This is a genomic window from Roseovarius salincola (assembly GCF_026891095.1).
Classification (GTDB): domain Bacteria; phylum Pseudomonadota; class Alphaproteobacteria; order Rhodobacterales; family Rhodobacteraceae; genus Roseovarius; species Roseovarius salincola.
On sequence record NZ_JAPTNL010000011.1, the window covers coordinates 39,679 to 55,609 of the forward strand.

Genomic DNA, 15,931 nt, shown 5'->3' on the forward strand with positions numbered 1-15,931 from the left:
CGTTCTGGTCGCGGCGCGCAACAGACGAGGAGATTGAACAAGGTTATGGAAAAAGATGTGATTGTCACCCTGAACGCGGGCTCGTCCAGCCTTCGCTGCGCAGTTTTCGAATGCGGTCAGGACGGTATGGAAGCCCGGCTGCGTCTCAGCCTTCGGGGTTTGCCGGACGCGATGATCTGGGAGCGCAAGGACACCAGGACCGGCGAGACGGAAGACGCAAGGCTTGACCCGCCCGCGACCCCGGACAAGGCGCAGGAGACCGCATTGGCCGAAATGACCGACCGGCTGCTTACGGCGGTCGACCCCACGCGGATCGCCGCGTTCTCGCACAGGGTGGTGCATGGCGGGCAGGAATTCACCGCGCCGGTGCGGGTGGACACCGAGGTGATGAAGCGCCTTGCCAGACTTTCACCGATGGCACCGAGTCACCAGCCGCATAACCTTGCCGCCATTCGCGACCTTTCCCTGCGTTTCCCGGATATCCCGCAAATCGCCTGTTTCGACACCGCCTTTCACAAGGATTTACCGCATAATGATCGCGTTTTCGCCCTGCCGAAGGAAATGGCAGAGGACGGCATTCTGCGTTATGGGTTTCACGGCCTGTCCTACGATCACGTCGCCTCCGCTCTCCGCGACATGGCCCCCGGGATTGCGCAAGGGCGCGTCGTGATCGCACATCTGGGGCATGGCGCGAGTATGTGTGCCCTGCATGGCGGCAGATCGGTGGCCACGACGATGGGCATGACGGCACTGGACGGTCTGCCGATGGGGCGCCGCTGCGGTGCGCTCGATCCCGGTATCGTGCTCTACCTGATCGAGGAACGGGGCATGGCACCGGCGGATGTCCGTGAGACTCTCTATGAAGGCTCCGGTCTTGCCGGTCTCTCCGGGATCAGCGGCGAGATGATCGAGTTGCTGGAAAGCGACGCATCCGCAGCCAGTGCGGCGGTGGCGTTCTTCACCTACCGTTGCCGACGCGAGATCGGTTCGCTCGCCGCCGCGCTTGGCGGGCTGGACGCGCTGGTCTTCACCGGCGGGATCGGCGAAAATGCCCCCGCTATCCGAGAAGGGATCTGTGCGGACCTTGGCTGGCTCGGGGTCGGGATCGACCGGCAGGCCAATGCCCAAGGCGCATCAAGGATTTCGCCCGAGGCCGGAAAGGTCGGCACTTTCGTGATTCCCACGGATGAAGAACAGGTCCTCGCCCGCGGTGCCGAAGAGATTTTGCAGGACCGCGACGGCGCGACGGGCTGACCCCGGTCAGGGACTGACATCGATTCCCCAGTCCTCTCGCAAGGTGGTTATCATGTCATGCGGAAGGTCGTAGTAACGGCCGATTTCATCGTCGCTCAGCCCGTAATCGATCATGGCCGCAAGCGCCGCCGCCGGCATCGGGCCGAGCGCGTCAAGGATGCGATATGCGTCTTCCACCGACACCGCGGGCGACCGGTTAGCGAACAGCGAACGACGTTTCATGGCCTCCTCCAGGTCATGACCCGAGTCTTAGCAACGATAATGGTCCACGCATTGACCCGGATTAATGAGATCGGTAACCCGATGGGCCAGTCTTGGACCCGCAGATGCGACCCGAGCGTATCAAGGCAATCAGGAGGCAAGGAAATCAACCATGCTGGTCAGGAAAGTCATGTCCTCTCCGGTCATCAGTGCAACACCCGAAACCACGATCCGCGACGCGGCAGAGCGGATGCGAGAGAATGATGTAGGCGCATTGCCGGTGCTTCAGGACGGAAAGCCAATCGGCATCGTGACCGACCGCGATATCGTCATACGCGCGCTGGCCGCCCCGGGCATCGCGCTTTCGCTTGATACAAGCGTCGCTGACATCATGGCGCGCAATGTGATCACCTGTATCATCGATCAGGACGCGGCCGAAGCCGCGGCAATGATGGGTGAGGCGCGTATCCGGCGTGTGCTGGTGGTCGACAGGTCAGGTGCGGCTGTCGGTATCCTGTCGGTTGGCGACATTGCCGAACATGTGTCCGAGGAACTGGCCGGGCAGGCCTTGGGCGAAATCAGCGAAGCCCGCGCGCGCGACTTTGCGCAACTGATCCGGGGCGTTACGCGGCCCCGGTGATGATCTCGTTGCGAAGCGCCGCGAGATCGACTTGTGCAAGCTCCGCCAGCGCGGGCAGATCCCGGATCAGGATATCCATGTGATCGCCGGTTCTGATGACACCTGCCCGGTTCAGACGACGCAACGTCCGGCAGACATGTACGGATGAGAGTCCCGCGAAATCGCCGAGTTGCTGCTGGCCCAGCGGTACATGGAACTCGCCTTCAAATTGCGTGCCTCGTCCGGACACACGTATGCACAACTCTATGAGAACGTAGGCAATCCGGGTCTCTGCGCTCGCTTGACCGAGCCGCAGCATGCGTTCCGATTGCCGGGCTTGCGCGGCGATATCCCGCTCCCGTTCGGCATTTCGCAGATCGTGATCTTCGTGAAGCAATAGCGCCCAAGCGGTCTTGTCGATGGAGACGATCACCGCATCGCATAGCGCCTCGATCTGGAGGAAGCTGGTCTTTCCGTCGGCGGCGGTAGGATCATAAGTCTCGCCGGGCAGAATGAATTCGATGATCTGCTGGTCCCCATCCGTGAGCGATTTCGATGCGGCCAGCCAGCCCTCTGCAACATAAAGACGCGAGTGCGATTCGTCGCCCTCGCTCTTCAGTATCGTTCCCTTGGCCACAGCGCGTTGATCGTGTCGCAGGATGTCTTCGAACTTTGAATACGTATTCAGCACCAAAAATCCTCCTTGACCAAACTTTTCAAACCAATGTCCAGCCCTCTCATGGGCCGAAAACTATTATTCCTAGCGCCAAAACGCGCCTCATGATGCGAATCTGTACAACCAAAATGAGCTCTCTTCATATCACTTGACGCGAATATTTGATAGCCGACAGCCTGTCTTACCCGACGAATTGACACGGGTTAATGCCGACACCTGAAAGCCGGTGTTCAAATCATGAGCAACTCAGACAACCGCAATCATATGGATAAGGGAGTTACTCAGTGGCAAAGGATCAACCTCAGACAGACATTACCGATCTGGCGCGTCAGGCACAGGCGCTGTTCATGCTGAACGGGGCGGCAACGCCCCGGATCGAGCAGGTAATGAAAGTGCATGAGGGCATGCTCGAAGAAGCCGGCACCTTCACCCGACACTGGATCGAACGCCGGCAGGAAGCGGTCGACACGGCCCTCGAGGCCCTGAACGAGATGAATTCCAAAGACAGGCCCGACCCCGTGGCGGCCATGCAGACGATTGCCGACTGGCAGCGCGGATCACTCGAGCGTCTGACCGAGGATTTTCGGGAATGGATGACGTTGTGCATGCAGGCCACGCAACTGGCCGCCGGAGCACCAAGCGAGACCGGGCAAGACGATGCGGCATCGTCTGGCACCGTTCAGGACAAGACCACGACCAAATCCAAGGGCCGGGCTGCCTCGTCGCGCTCCAAATCGGACCACGCGACGCCGGTGTGACCGGTCGCAGTGCTGAAAAACCTCACCTCCCGGCCCTGGCTCATGCCGTGAAAGGTCATTCGCCCCGGGCCGGGACATCCAGCGCAGCGGCGGTGCCGCTGCGGAACCGAAACCAGAAGGAGAAATCAAGATGTCCATGCTCAAGGTGATCGAAGTCCTCGCGGAATCCGACACGGGATTCGAGGATGCAGCGCAAAATGCGGTGACACAGGCCTCGCAGTCGGTGCGCAACGTCAAGTCTGTCTACATCAAGGACATGAATGCCGCCGTCGAGAACGGCCAGATTACCAGCTACCGGGTGAACGCCAAGATCAGCTTCCTCCTCGACGATCAGGATGCCGGTTAACCTCGGGTCACTCGTGCCAATCTAAGCCGCCCCGGCGCGCGCCGGGGCGGTATTCTTTTGGGTCACGGTTGCGCGCGCGACACCATGCTCAGAACAGCCTGCCCGACCACCAGCGGCACAAGGCTGCCGCCCAGAACAAGCATCCATCCAGACAGGCCAAGCGGCACGACACCCAGAACCGTCGTGAGCCCGGGCAGGCCTGCGGCGGCGGCCACCAACACAGCCGACAAGCCAATCGCGTACCAGACCCATCGGTTCCGCACGACGGAATTGCGGATCAGATGCGTGCCCGCGTCACGCATGTTGAAAACATGACATAGCCGCGCGAGCGCAAACGTGACAAAGCCGATCGTCACGGCGGCGTCCTCACCCAGACCCTGCCACAGCGCGATAAAGAACACCGACAGGACCGACCCCGCGATCAGCGCGCCCCAAAGGCCCGTCGCCATCCAGTGTCGCCGTGTCAGAACGGGTTCCTTCGCGTCGCGCGGGGGGCGGTCCATGATATCTGTGGGGCTTTCCCCGACACCGAGAGCCAGTGCCGGAAAGACGTCGAGCACGAGATTGATGAACAGGATCTGAAGCGGCAAGAGCGGTAGCGGAGCGCCGATCACGGCGCAGAGGCCAACCGCCAGAACCTCACCCAGATTTCCGGACAGAAGATATACGATGAAGCGGCGGATATTCTCAAAGATCGTGCGACCCTGTTCGATCGCCACGATGATCGTGGGAAAGGCATCATCCTTGAGCACGATATCGGCTGCCTCGCGGGCGACATCAGTGCCGCGCTTCCCCATGGCAATGCCGACATCGGCCTTCTTGAGTGCCGGCGCATCGTTCACGCCGTCACCCGTCATCGCCACCACGGCCCCCGAGTCCTGCCAGTGCCGGATCAAGTCCAGCTTCTGCTCGGGCGAGACGCGGGCGAAGACCTGATACTCGAGCAGGTTCTCTTGCTTGCCCTCGGCCTGGCCGCCGCCCGTCTGCGGCAGGTCGGTGCCCACCAGAGCTCGGGGGTCATCCGCCAGCCCCACATCCCGCGCAATCGCCGCCGCGGTGACGGGCTGGTCACCGGTGACCATGATGACCGAGATACCGGCCCTGTGACACTGGTCTATGGCCTTTGCCACGTCACTGCGGGGAGGATCGGCCAAACCGACAAGGCCCAGCAGGGTCAGATCGCCATAGGGATCAGTGTCTGGGCTGTCCACCTGCCGTTCCGCGAAGGCCAGCACGCGATACCCCTGCCCTGCCAGCGCCTCGACGCGCTCCGCCCATTCGTCTCGCTCCCGATCCGAAAGCGTCCCGACCTCGCCCTCGTTGGTGGCGACATGTGTCACAACCTCCAGAACAGCCTCGGGCGCGCCCTTGACGGCCACACGGTAACCGCTTGCAGACTTGTGAAAGGTCGCCATCATCTTCGTCTCTGCGTCAAAGCTCTCCTCGCGTTCCTCGGGTTGCTCATCGAGTAGCTGATCGCGCCTTATGTCCACAGCAGCGGCCGCGTGCAGCAGGGCTATTTCCATCGGGTCGCCGGTGCCTTTCGGCTGATCTTCTGCATTTGTGTCCTCGGTGTCCTTGTCCAGTTCGGCATTGGTGCACAGGGCCGCAACTTCTAGCAGCCGACAAGCCAGCCGCGGGGGCGAGTCCGGCCGTTCGTCGTCTGTCCAGGAGATATCCTCGTCGTCACCCGGCAATGCCAGCCGCGCCACCCGCATCCGGTTCTGCGTCAACGTCCCCGTCTTGTCGGCAAAGATCACGCTGGTCGATCCGAGTGTCTCGACCGCCGCCAGCCGTTCCACCAGTGCATTGCGTTGCGCCATCCGCCACATGCCGCGCGCCAGCGCCACCGTGGCCACGATCGGCAGACCTTCGGGAACGGCGGCCACGGCAAGCGCCACTGCGGTCTCGAGCATCGGTATGATGTCCCGCCCCCCCAGCACGCCCAGAAAAGCCACGACCGCTGCGACGATCAGCGTCAGCACGACCAGATTGCGCCCGAGCCGGTCCAGCCGCTTCTCCAGCGGGCTTGCCTCCTGTTCCGCCTCGGTGGTCATCTTGGCAATGCTGCCCAGTTCGGTATTCATCCCGATCTCGACCACCACGCCTGTCCCGCTGCCATCCGTGACCGCCGTGCCCTTGAAGGCCATCGAGGCGCGTTCGGCCAGCGGTGCGTCCCTGTCCACCGCGTCCGATGTCTTGGTAACCGGAACGGATTCGCCCGTCAGCGCCGCCTCGTCACAGGCCAGCCCGTTGGATTCGATCAGCCGCAGATCCGCCGTCACCACATCGCCTGCATCAAGCAACACGATGTCACCCGGCACGAGAGTCTCTGCATCGACCGTGGCACTCTGCCCGCCGCGCCGCACCCGCGTCTGCACCGTTCCCAGGCTGCGCAAAGCCTCCATCGAGCGAACGGCCTTCCATTCGGTGAAAAACCCTATGACGGCATTGAACAGGAGAGCCGCGAGGATCGCGAGCATCTGCACGATCTCGTTCATCGCGAAGGAGACGATAGCGGCACCGACAAGAATAGCGATCACGAGGCTCTTGAACTGGTCCGCCAGGATTTTCCAGGGGCTTGCAGTTTCAGCCTGGCTCAAACGGTTGCGGCCATGTTGCTTTCGCCGCCGCCGCACCTCGCCGTCATCAAGGCCGCTATCCGGTTCGACAGAGATATCCTCGAGCACCTTCTCGACTTCACGGGAATGAACTGGCGTCATATTATGCGTCCTGTTCCTGATTGCGGCTTTCCACGGACCCGCGAAAACAGCGACCTGGCCCGGATGATCCGCCCCTGAACTCCATGCATAATGACACAGCTGCGCTTCATCGCGCCGCCGCCATCGTCTTGCGGAACCGTCCGAGCGCGAGGCCCAGAAAGACGGTACCGATGCAGATCACCGCGAGAAGATCCTTCCAGACCAGTGAAAATCCAGCCCCCCGGTATAGAACCGCCTGCGCAAAGCTGGTGAAATGCGTCGCGGGCGACAGTTGCATAAGGCTGCGCAGCGGCTCCGGCATCGCCTCGAGCGGCGTGACACCGCCCGACAACAGGTAGAGCACGACGAAAACCGGGATGGCAAGCAGGCCGAATTGCGGCATCGTGGTCGCGAAGGTCGCCAGCATGATGCCCAGGGAGGTGACCGAGAAAAGGTAGATTGCCGCCCCGGTCGCAAAGACCGCAATCGAGCCTGGCACCGGGATACCCATCAGCGACTCGACCACCAGCAGGAGCGACAGCACCGCCGCGCTGACGATGACCAGACCGTTGGCCCAGATCTTGGACAGCATGATCTCAAGCGCGGTGACCGGCATCACCATGAGATGCTCGATCGTGCCGTGTTCACGCTCGCGGATCACCGCCGCGCCCGACAGCACCACGGCCAGGATCGTGACATTGCCGATCACCTGCATCACGGCGAAAAACCACTGCGATTGCAAGTTCGGATTGAACCGCGCGCGCGGCACGAGGCTGGCCGGAAGTAAGGTTTCCGCGCCACGCACCGACAGATACTCCGCCAGTTCATCCTGCACGATCCGGGTGACATAGGCGGTGCCGTTGCCCGCCAGCGTCATCGCCGTGGCATCGACATTGAGTTGCAACACGGGTTGGTGCCCGGCCAGCAGGTCGGCCTCGAAACCCGCCGGGATGTGCAGAACGAAGCTGTAGCGCCCTTGATCCATCGCCGCGTCCAACTCTTCGATCCCGATCAGCGCGGCCCGCTGGAAATAGGGGGGCAGAAAGGCCTCGCGGACGCGGTTGGAAACAGTCGAGCGGTCCTCGTCGATCACGGCGATCGCGGCGTTGCGCACCTCGGTCCGCACGCCGTGGGCAACGGCGTACACTGCGGCGGTAAACGTGTACGCAACCAGCACCATCAGCACCGGATCACGGAACAGGCTCCATAATTCCTTCAGGCCCAACCGGAAGATGTTGTGAAGGCTGCGCATCGTTTCACCCCTCCTGCTTTTGCAACAGCAAGGTGGCGAGCACGAGAAAACCGCCACAGAATCCCGCAAGGATCAGGTGGTTGAGGTAGAGATCGCCCAGGCTCAGCCCCTTGTTAAACACTCCAGTGCTGATCCGCTGGAAATAGAGCGCCGGGAACGCCTCGCCGATCAATTTCGCAACTCCGTCCAGCGTGGAGACCGGGTAGAGCATGCCCGAGAAGTTGACCGTCGGGATGATCACGATGATCGCGCTGCCAAAGATCGCGGCGATCTGGCTGCGCACGAAGGTCGAGATCACCAGCCCGAACGCCGTGGCCGCACTCGTGTAAAGCAAGGCCCCGGTCACCAGCGCTGGCAAGCTGCCCTCGATCCGCAGCCCGAACACCACCAGCAGCATGCCGACCAGAGTGAAGAAACTGACCATGGCGACGGCGATGTAGGGCATCTGCTTACCGATCAGGAATTCCAGTTTGCGCACCGGGGCCGCGTAGAGATTGGTGATCGAACCCATCTCCTTTTCCCGCACGACACCCAGGGCGGTCATCATCGTCGGGATCATGATCAGCATCATCATCAGGACGCCGGGCGGGATCGCATCGGCCGAATCGAAGCTCTGATTATAACGAAAGCGCGGCTCGATGGTGGCCGGATAGAGCTCGGGCACCCGACCGGATTCGGCCTGCGACATCTCGACCAGAAAGCCGTTGAAGGTCGCCTCGGCATAGCGCCGCGCGGATTCGGCGCGCACCGTGTTGGATCCGTCCAGCCAGAGTGCCACTTCGGGCTGCTCACCGGCCAGCAGATCGCGTCCGAAATCGGGCGGAATGACGAGGGCCAGCGTGACATCGCCACCGCGCAACAGGACGGCCATCTCGGCGGCGGAGCTCAGTTCGCCATACGTCTGGAAATAGCGCGAGCTGGAAAACTGACGTCCCAGGGCACGGCTTTCGGCGCTGCGATCCTGATCGACAGTCACGTAAGACAGGTTTTCCACGTCGAAGGAAATGCCAAAGCCGACCGCGATCATCAAGATCACCGGCCCCAACAGCGCAAAGGCCAGTCGGATCGGATCGCGTTTGAGCTCGATCCCCTCGCGGCGGGCAAAGGCCCAGACCCGGGCAGAGGAGATCAGGCCGCGCCGGCCCCCGGCACGGCGTTTTTGACGGTCAGGTGCAGGCGTCTCCGCATCTTCGTCATCGCCCGCAGCCTCCTCTAGATACTCGATGAATGCATCTTCCAGGCTTTCCGCGCCGCGCTCACGGCGCAGCGCATCAGGGGTCCCCACGGCCAGCACCTGCCCCGCATGCATGAGCGAGATGCGGTCGCAGCGCTCGGCCTCGTTCATGAAATGGGTCGATATGAATATCGTCACCCCATCCTCGCGCGACAGAGAGATCAGCAATTCCCAGAACCTGTCGCGCACCACCGGATCAACGCCGGATGTCGGCTCGTCAAGGATCAGCACCTCCGGTTCGTGCAGGACGGCCACGGCCAGTTGCAGGCGCTGGCGGACGCCAAGCGGCAGATTGCCGGGACGGCTGTCGACAATGTCTTCAAGCTCGAAGCGTTCCAGCAATTCCCCCACCCGGGCGCGTTGGCGTGCGGCGGGCAATTGGAACAGCTGCGCGTGCAGCACGAGGTTTTGCCGCACGGAAAGCTCTGAATAGAGAGAAAACGACTGCGACATGTAGCCGACGCGGCGCCGTGTCGCCAGGTCGCTGCTGTCCATCGGCTTGCCAAAGAGTCGTGCATGACCCTCGGTCGGATCCAGCAGACCGGTCAGCATCTTCATCGTAGTGGTCTTGCCGCAGCCATTGGATCCGATAAAGCCGAAAATCTCACCCTTCCCGATCTCGAAACTGACATTTTCAACAGCGGTGAAATCGCCGAACCGTTTGGTCAGCCCCTCGGCCTTGATGGCGGCGGGGCCTTCGGTCCGGTCGCGCGGGGGCAGATGCACCGATCCGTGACCCTCGCGCTTTTCTTCTGGCAGGAACGCGATGAATGCCTCTTGCAGCGTATCGGCCCCGGTCTCGGCACGCAGGTCCTGCGGTGTGCCGGTGGCCAGAATCCGGCCCTCATCCATCGCGACCACATGATCAAAGCGTTCGGCCTCGGACATGTAGGCCGTGGCGATGGCCATGGTCATGCCCTGGCTGCGTGCGCGAATGCGGTCGATAAGCTCCCAGAACTGTTTGCGCGACAATGGATCGACACCGGTCGTGGGCTCATCGAGGATCAGCAGATCGGGGTCATGGATCAAAGCGCAGCAAAGCGACAGCTTCTGCTTCATGCCGCCCGACAGCTTGTCCGCCGGACGTGCCGCGAAGGGGGCCAGTCCGGTGCTCTCCAGAAGCTCCCTTATCCGTTCCTCCCGCTCAGACCGGCCCTGACCGAAGAGCCGACCGAAGAAATCGACATTCTCGTGAACCGAGAGTGTGGGATAGAGGTTCCGGCCAAGGCCCTGCGGCATGTAGGCAATGCGCGGATAGCTTGCGGCGCGATGCGCGGGATTGGCCATGTCACCGCCCAGCACCTCGACCCGTCCGTGCTGTATCCGCCGGATTCCGGCCATAAGGCCCAGAAGCGTGGATTTGCCAACCCCGTCCGGGCCAATCAGTCCCACCATGTCACCCTGCGCGAGGCGCAGACTGACATCATCCAGCGCCAAGATCGCCCCGTAGCGGTGGCTGATACGCGCCAGATCCGCGGTGACCGCCTCAATCGACATCGGGCAGCCGGACAGCGAGCGCCTTGGGCCATTCCGCGTCGGGATCGACGCGCACATGGGCCAGACCGGGGACACCGGTCTTCACCACGTCCTGATAATCGGCAAGTATCTCGGGCGGGATCCGCAGCTTGACCCGGAACATCAGGTTCTCGCGCTCCTCCTCTGTCTCGACAAACTTGGGAGTGAACTGCGCCTCACCGGCGACAAAGCTGACGCTGGCCGGGATCACGTATTGCGGGGCCGCATCGAGCACCAGCCGCGCCTCCGCCCCATAGCTCAGCCGTCCTGCCGCGCCTGTGGGCAGATAGACGGTCATCACGACGTCGGTCAGATCCAGCAGCGTAAGAACACGCGCGCCTGCGGAAAGCACCTCTCCCGTGTCGGCAAGGCGATACTGCACCCGTCCCGAACGGGGCGCACGCAGGACATATTCCTCCAGATCCGCCTGCAGCCGGTCAACAGTGGCCTGCGCAGCCTCGATCCGGGCCTCTGCGGCGGCGATACCCGCCTTCGCCGAATCCACGGCCGCCTCAGCCGATTCCTTCTTCGAAAGGCTTAGATCGATGGTTTCCTCGGGCGCAAACCCGCGCTCGCCCAGCTCTTCGGCGCGGTAAAGCTCCTTTTCAGCATAGGTCAGGGTGCTTCTCTTCTCTGCAAGCATCGCACGACGTTCCGCAAGCGTCTGACGCGCTTCGCCAACCTGTGCTTTCGCCTCGCGCAATTGGGCCTGAAGCTGCGTATCATCGAGCCGGGCCAGCACCTCGTCCGCATCGACGCGATCACCCTCGCTCACCATGATCTCTGTCAGGCGACCGCTGAATTTCGTGGCCACATCCACGCGTTCCGCCTCGATCCGTCCGTTTGCAGTCGTGAATCCCGGCGGCGGGCCGTCATCCGCGGTCATCACCCAATAGAGAAATCCGGCCCCGAAAAGCACGAGAATAGCCGCCCCATACAAAAACCCATTCTTCATGGACATAGCAGCACGTCTTTCCTGTAATGGTCTGTATCAGCAAGGCCCCAGCTGCTTTTGTCCTCAGCAAACCAGACGCATTCGGGCACATACACAGCCGAACAAAACCTGCAGGTGATCGAAAGCGCCGGTTGCAGACCCCCGGCACGCCACGGACCCATGTCAACTTTCCTTTCGGCCGTCGGGAAAGCGCGTGCCCTTCACTGCCCCCGGCTTTCCCGTGACAAAGTCTTTTTGCATGTAGTGGACGACGTCCCCGGTCGATAGCACCTTAGCGACAGTGCTGTCGGCGACCGTGAGCGCGATCTGCTGGTTGGCCGTCGCCGTCGCGACGGCATCGCCGACCACAACCACATCGTAACCCCGGGAATTACCGGCATATGCGGTGCTCAGCACGCATTCATCCGTCCACAGCCCGACGATGACGATCGTGTCGATATCATGGGCCTTGAGCTTCTTGTCTAGATAAGACGCGCCGTCCTCGTCGAATGTCCAGAACATGTCGAGATGCTTGCCATGATAGAACCAGCCATCTGCCACCTCGTGTTCCGTTGGCGCGATCTCGGTCAGAGGTTCCAGCCCGGGTGCCCCGGTAAAGACATAGGCCGCGTTCTCCGGGTTTTCCGGGCGCAGCCCTCTCGGGCCGTACCAGCGATCCATGGCGTTCGATATTCCATCATCGAAACGCCGGCTCCAGGCACTCCAGGCAATGCAGACCCCGTCACTCCGGGCACGCGCCGCCCGGAAAGCATCGACGATTCTGACCATGTTTGGCAGAATGTCGTTGGCGTAGGCGCGATATTCTTCCTGACAATCATCAAGAAGCAGGGCGATCCGGCGCGAACGATCCGCCAGATCCCACGAAGCCCAGAACGCGATCGGGGTGTCGTTGGGGCCATCCGGGGTGCTGTCGTAATTCCGCATCGGCTCGATCGCAAGCTTCATGTCGCGAAACTTGCAAGGCTGTTGCAGCGCCTCTTCCAGGGTGGGGATTTTGGTGTCGTCTTGTGCCATCATCATTCTCCTGTCGGGTGCCAGACCATGTCGCGAACGCTGCTTGAGCGGTCATATGTCAATGACGGCGGGACGGCCTGTCGCTGGCCCCGGTCACTATCGCAAGGATCCTGTTCAGACTGTCCGTGACGGTCCCGATGGTTGAAACGGCCTGCCAGTCGGTCACTTTCGGGGCGCGGGCAAGTTGGTTGGCCAGCACATCGGCATCGGCATCTGACGCGCCGGGATCGCGTGTTTTCAGCCGCGCGTTCAGGGCCTCGGGATCGGCCTGCAACCAGAAACCGTCAAACGGCGCGCCTGCCGCAGCGGCCACGGCCTCGATACGGGCACGGTCCTCGGCGCGGTCATGCACCGCCTCGACGATCACGGTAACGCCATCTTCAAGCAGTCGTTTCGACCGCGCGGCAATCGCGCTATAAACCCGCGCAGAGACCTCGGCGCTGTAGGCCTCGGGTGGCAGCGGCTGATCGGAGGCGGTGTCAAACATCGCCTTTCGCGTCCGGTCGCTGCTGATCACCCGCGCACCCGGCGCATGGCCCAGATGCGGCGCGAGCGCCGCGGCAATCGTCGATTTACCCGACCCGCTGAGCCCCCCCAACGCCAATAAACGCGCGGGCGCGGGCTCAAGGAGGTGCTCGGCCAGATCGAAATAAGCGCGCGCCTCCTGCGCCAGCCTGTCCTGCTCGCGTTCCGCGGTTTCGGACTGTTTCGCGATGACATGGGTCCGCACCGCAGCACGCAGGGCCATGAAAAACGGCATCAGCACATAACCGTCTTCCTGCCCGGATGCGTCGCAATAACGGTTAACAACCTGCGACGCCTCGCGCCGCAGGCCGCGATGCCACAGGTCCATGGTCAGAAACGCGAGATCGTAAAGCACATCCACGGTCGCAAGCGCGTCGTTGAACTCGAGGCAGTCAAACAGCCGGACCCGACCCTCGTAGAGGCAGATATTGCGCAGGTGCAGATCACCGTGACAGCGCCGCACATGACCCACGCGCGCTCTTTGGTTCAAGCGATCAGCATGGGTGCGCAGAGCCGTCTCGAAAGCGGCGTCAAGGCGGGAGATGTCGGCCTCGGCAAAGACAGTGCCCTGCCGGAAGGACTCCGCATTGACGCGCAACACCGATGCGATGTTGTCGGCACCGCCAGCGTCGTCATCCACCGGTGTGGTCGCATGAAACACCATGATCTCGTGTGCCAGTTCATCAAGATGCCGGGATGTCAGCGCCCCGCGTTGCGCCATTGAATCGAACAGCGCGTCCTGATCGAACCGGCGCATTTCGACCACCGCATCGAGAAGCCCCCCCGAGCCGTCGAATTCAGGCCGCCTTGCACCGGCGGTGATCCGGCGAACCCCAAGATAAAGCTCGGGCGCGGTGCGGCGATTGAGGCGCAACTCCGTCTCGCAGGCGGCCAGCCGCAGCTCCGGGGTAGAGAAATCGAGATAGGGCAGACAGACAGCCCGCTTGAGCTTGAACACCCGCTCGCCCGCCAGAAACAGGTGCGAGATATGGGTGTCGATCCGCTCGACGACGCTTGTCATCCCGTAGCTCCGGGAATCCGACAGAAATGCCTTGGCCATTCCCTGGTCGTCTTGACGCATTCTTGTTCCCTGCCACCGCGATGTCGCGAACTTTATCCCATTGCTGACGGTCTGCCTTAACATCGGTTAATCGAGCCAGACATGGCCTGGTGTCCCTTTGCTCTTGCAGATTCTGCCGCAAACCTTGTGGCGCAACTATCCTGAAACTGGAAAATGCAGCAGGGATAGTCACGGTTTCGAAGACGCACGGGTCACCGGGAAGCGATGTCTCGTTCCGAAGCGTCAAGCGAAGTGATGCTGGCGGATGGATTGGATCCGGCACTCTGGCACCAAAGGCATCTGCCCGGAGCGTAGCTTGCATTCGCGACGACGTGACGGATGGCGCATCGGCGGCTGCAGGATCTTCCCGCACATGGAGAAGGGGTCTGAGCGGGATTATTTTCATCAACCGCAATGGGTTACCTTGGCGGGATGCGCCGAAGGAATTTGGCCCTCACAAGACGCGCTGCAACCGTTGGAAGCGCTGGAGTGGCACGGGCATCTTCGCGCAAATGATGGTTGCTTTGGCCACAGAGCAGGCCGAGGAGAAGACCGTTATGATCGACGCCAGCTGCCTGACGGCTCAGATATGCGTTGAAAGACAAAGGGATACGCGCCTGTATTCCTGGCCGGAAACAGTGCCAGACGACAGTCAGATACGACAAGCGCCGCCATGAACGGCGCAACCGGATCGAGATCATGTTCGGCAGGCTCAAGGATTGGCGGCGCGTCGCAACCCGGTATGACAGGTGCCCGATGGTCTTCCTGTCCGCAATCGCACTCGCGGCAACCGTCATCTGCTGGTTATGAGTCCTGACCCCAAGGCAACCGGTTCGCGAAAATCGACCTCTGGGAGCCATCTTTTCGGATTGCGCCCGATTTCGCCCATGCGCCCATACCTGTCCTGTTCAGGGCTTGCGAAACAGCCGGGTCAGTTCGAACAGGCGGTCCAGCCGCTCGAACCGCTCGCGCGCATCGGGCCAGCGTGCCTCCTGCGTGGCGGCGATCAGCGCCTCCAGCAGCGACAGCGTGGCGATGTTGGAATCCCAGGCCGACGGGATCTCGCCCCAGCAATTGAAGGTGATCTCGGCGACACCGGCCACCGGGCTGGCCCATTGATCGGTGATCAGGATCACCCGGACCCCGCGCTCCGCAGCGATATCGGCCAGCCGCAACAGGTTCTCCTCATAGCGGCGCACATCAAAGATCAGCAGCGTATCGCCCTCGACCATGTCCAGCACGTAATGCGGCCATGTTGCGGGCGACGAGGTGAGATGCACGACGCCCTCGCGGATCGCCTGGAAATGGGTAAAGGCATATTCCGCCAATGACCGTGTGATCCGCCCGCCCACCACGTAAAGCCCCGCCTCGCTTGCCAGCAACCGTGCCGCGGTGTCGAATTGCCGGGAATCGATATTGGCGAAGGTCTGGCTCAGGTTCTGCGTCACCGAATCGGCGAACCGGTTGAGCATATGCGATTCCGGCGCCTCGGCGGCCCAGACCGCGCGTCGCGCGGTCGGCCCCGAGACCTTGGCCTGCAATTCCTGAAGCAAGGCCTGATGGAACTGCGGATAGCCCTTGAAGCCCAGCTTCTGCACCATCCGCGCCACCACCGGCGTCGACACCCCCGCCCCCGCCGCCGCCAGCGTGATCGTCGCCAGCCCGGCGCCGGGATAATCCTCGACCAGCGCATTGGCGAATTTGCGTTCCGACTGCGTCAGCTGCGGGTAATGCTTGCGGATCAGCTGACGCACCGTGGCTTTCGCTGCTGTCTGGTGGGGCGTTCCGGTGGGCTCGCGGTCGGTCAAAAGCGGGGCCTC

The 15,931-nt window shown here is 62.2% G+C and carries 13 protein-coding genes and 1 pseudogene; 5 read left to right on the forward strand and 9 right to left on the reverse strand.

The window, feature by feature from the left end; genetic code table 11:
* Positions 1-45: 45 nt before the first annotated feature.
* Positions 46-1,254 (forward strand): acetate/propionate family kinase, encoded by a 1,209-nt coding sequence (locus tag N5A93_RS12605; protein WP_268955464.1) that lies wholly within the window; start codon positions 46-48, stop codon positions 1,252-1,254.
* Between the two features lie 6 nt (positions 1,255-1,260).
* Here the strand turns inward: N5A93_RS12605 and N5A93_RS12610 are convergent, their stop codons facing one another.
* Positions 1,261-1,476 carry a hypothetical protein gene (locus tag N5A93_RS12610; RefSeq protein WP_268955465.1) on the reverse strand — a complete coding sequence of 72 codons (216 nt, stop codon included), beginning with the start codon at positions 1,474-1,476 and terminating at the stop codon, positions 1,261-1,263.
* A 151-nt stretch (positions 1,477-1,627) separates the two neighbouring features.
* Between N5A93_RS12610 and N5A93_RS12615 the strand changes: the two genes are divergently transcribed.
* The gene (locus tag N5A93_RS12615) at positions 1,628-2,095 is read left to right on the forward strand and encodes a CBS domain-containing protein (protein ID WP_268955466.1); all 468 of its coding nucleotides are present in this window, start codon (positions 1,628-1,630) and stop codon (positions 2,093-2,095) included.
* On the opposite strand, the gene N5A93_RS12620 is transcribed toward N5A93_RS12615, so the two are convergent.
* A complete protein-coding gene (locus N5A93_RS12620; RefSeq protein WP_268955467.1) occupies positions 2,079-2,765 on the reverse strand; it encodes a Crp/Fnr family transcriptional regulator in 687 nt (228 codons plus the stop codon). The two genes, N5A93_RS12615 and N5A93_RS12620, sit on opposite strands and share 17 nt — an antisense overlap.
* Positions 2,766-3,034: 269 nt before the next feature.
* Between N5A93_RS12620 and N5A93_RS12625 the strand changes: the two genes are divergently transcribed.
* On the forward strand, positions 3,035-3,508 hold the full coding sequence (locus N5A93_RS12625; RefSeq protein ID WP_268955468.1) for a hypothetical protein: 474 nt from the start codon (positions 3,035-3,037) through the stop codon (positions 3,506-3,508).
* A 130-nt stretch (positions 3,509-3,638) separates the two neighbouring features.
* Positions 3,639-3,854: a dodecin family protein gene (locus N5A93_RS12630; RefSeq protein ID WP_268955469.1), complete on the forward strand. Its 216-nt coding sequence runs from the start codon at positions 3,639-3,641 to the stop codon at positions 3,852-3,854.
* 62 nt (positions 3,855-3,916) lie between these two features.
* Here the strand turns inward: N5A93_RS12630 and N5A93_RS12635 are convergent, their stop codons facing one another.
* From N5A93_RS12635 to N5A93_RS12660, 6 genes are all read right to left on the reverse strand, one after another.
* Positions 3,917-6,577 (reverse strand): cation-translocating P-type ATPase, encoded by a 2,661-nt coding sequence (locus N5A93_RS12635; RefSeq protein ID WP_268955470.1) that lies wholly within the window; start codon positions 6,575-6,577, stop codon positions 3,917-3,919.
* A gap of 106 nt (positions 6,578-6,683) precedes the next feature.
* Positions 6,684-7,808, reverse strand: coding sequence for an ABC transporter permease (locus N5A93_RS12640; RefSeq protein ID WP_268955471.1), 1,125 nt, complete (start codon positions 7,806-7,808; stop codon positions 6,684-6,686).
* 4 nt (positions 7,809-7,812) lie between these two features.
* Positions 7,813-10,539, reverse strand: a complete 2,727-nt coding sequence (gene rbbA / locus N5A93_RS12645; RefSeq protein ID WP_268955472.1) for a ribosome-associated ATPase/putative transporter RbbA — start codon at positions 10,537-10,539, stop codon at positions 7,813-7,815.
* Complete coding sequence (locus tag N5A93_RS12650; protein WP_268955473.1) at positions 10,529-11,518, reverse strand: HlyD family secretion protein; 990 nt, start codon at positions 11,516-11,518, stop codon at positions 10,529-10,531. Before N5A93_RS12650 ends, rbbA begins: the two co-directional genes overlap by 11 nt.
* Before the next feature lie 156 nt (positions 11,519-11,674).
* A complete protein-coding gene (locus N5A93_RS12655) occupies positions 11,675-12,526 on the reverse strand; it encodes an isochorismatase family protein (protein ID WP_268955474.1) in 852 nt (283 codons plus the stop codon).
* Between the two features lie 58 nt (positions 12,527-12,584).
* Positions 12,585-14,132, reverse strand: coding sequence for a bifunctional aminoglycoside phosphotransferase/ATP-binding protein (locus N5A93_RS12660; protein ID WP_268955475.1), 1,548 nt, complete (start codon positions 14,130-14,132; stop codon positions 12,585-12,587).
* 356 nt (positions 14,133-14,488) lie between these two features.
* Between N5A93_RS12660 and N5A93_RS12665 the strand changes: the two are divergent.
* Positions 14,489-14,921: pseudogene (locus N5A93_RS12665) on the forward strand (transposase); the annotation flags it as partial.
* Between the two features lie 98 nt (positions 14,922-15,019).
* Here N5A93_RS12665 and N5A93_RS12670 read toward each other — a convergent pair.
* Entirely contained in the window at positions 15,020-15,919 is a 900-nt protein-coding gene (locus N5A93_RS12670) for a MurR/RpiR family transcriptional regulator (protein WP_268955476.1), read from the reverse strand.
* Positions 15,920-15,931: the final 12 nt, after the last annotated feature.

Bases quoted from the DNA above. Each gene is read 5' to 3' on its own strand.
- N5A93_RS12605 (WP_268955464.1), top strand. From the start codon at position 46: ATGGAAAAAGATGTGATTGTCACCCTGAACGCGGGCTCGTCCAGCCTT.
- N5A93_RS12610 (WP_268955465.1), bottom strand. From the start codon at position 1,476: ATGAAACGTCGTTCGCTGTTCGCTAACCGGTCGCCCGCGGTGTCGGTG.
- N5A93_RS12615 (WP_268955466.1), top strand. From the start codon at position 1,628: ATGCTGGTCAGGAAAGTCATGTCCTCTCCGGTCATCAGTGCAACACCC.
- N5A93_RS12630 (WP_268955469.1), top strand. From the start codon at position 3,639: ATGTCCATGCTCAAGGTGATCGAAGTCCTCGCGGAATCCGACACGGGA.
- N5A93_RS12635 (WP_268955470.1), bottom strand. From the start codon at position 6,577: ATGACGCCAGTTCATTCCCGTGAAGTCGAGAAGGTGCTCGAGGATATC.
- N5A93_RS12640 (WP_268955471.1), bottom strand. From the start codon at position 7,808: ATGCGCAGCCTTCACAACATCTTCCGGTTGGGCCTGAAGGAATTATGG.
- rbbA (WP_268955472.1), bottom strand. From the start codon at position 10,539: ATGTCGATTGAGGCGGTCACCGCGGATCTGGCGCGTATCAGCCACCGC.
- N5A93_RS12650 (WP_268955473.1), bottom strand. From the start codon at position 11,518: ATGTCCATGAAGAATGGGTTTTTGTATGGGGCGGCTATTCTCGTGCTT.
- N5A93_RS12655 (WP_268955474.1), bottom strand. From the start codon at position 12,526: ATGGCACAAGACGACACCAAAATCCCCACCCTGGAAGAGGCGCTGCAA.
- N5A93_RS12660 (WP_268955475.1), bottom strand. From the start codon at position 14,132: ATGCGTCAAGACGACCAGGGAATGGCCAAGGCATTTCTGTCGGATTCC.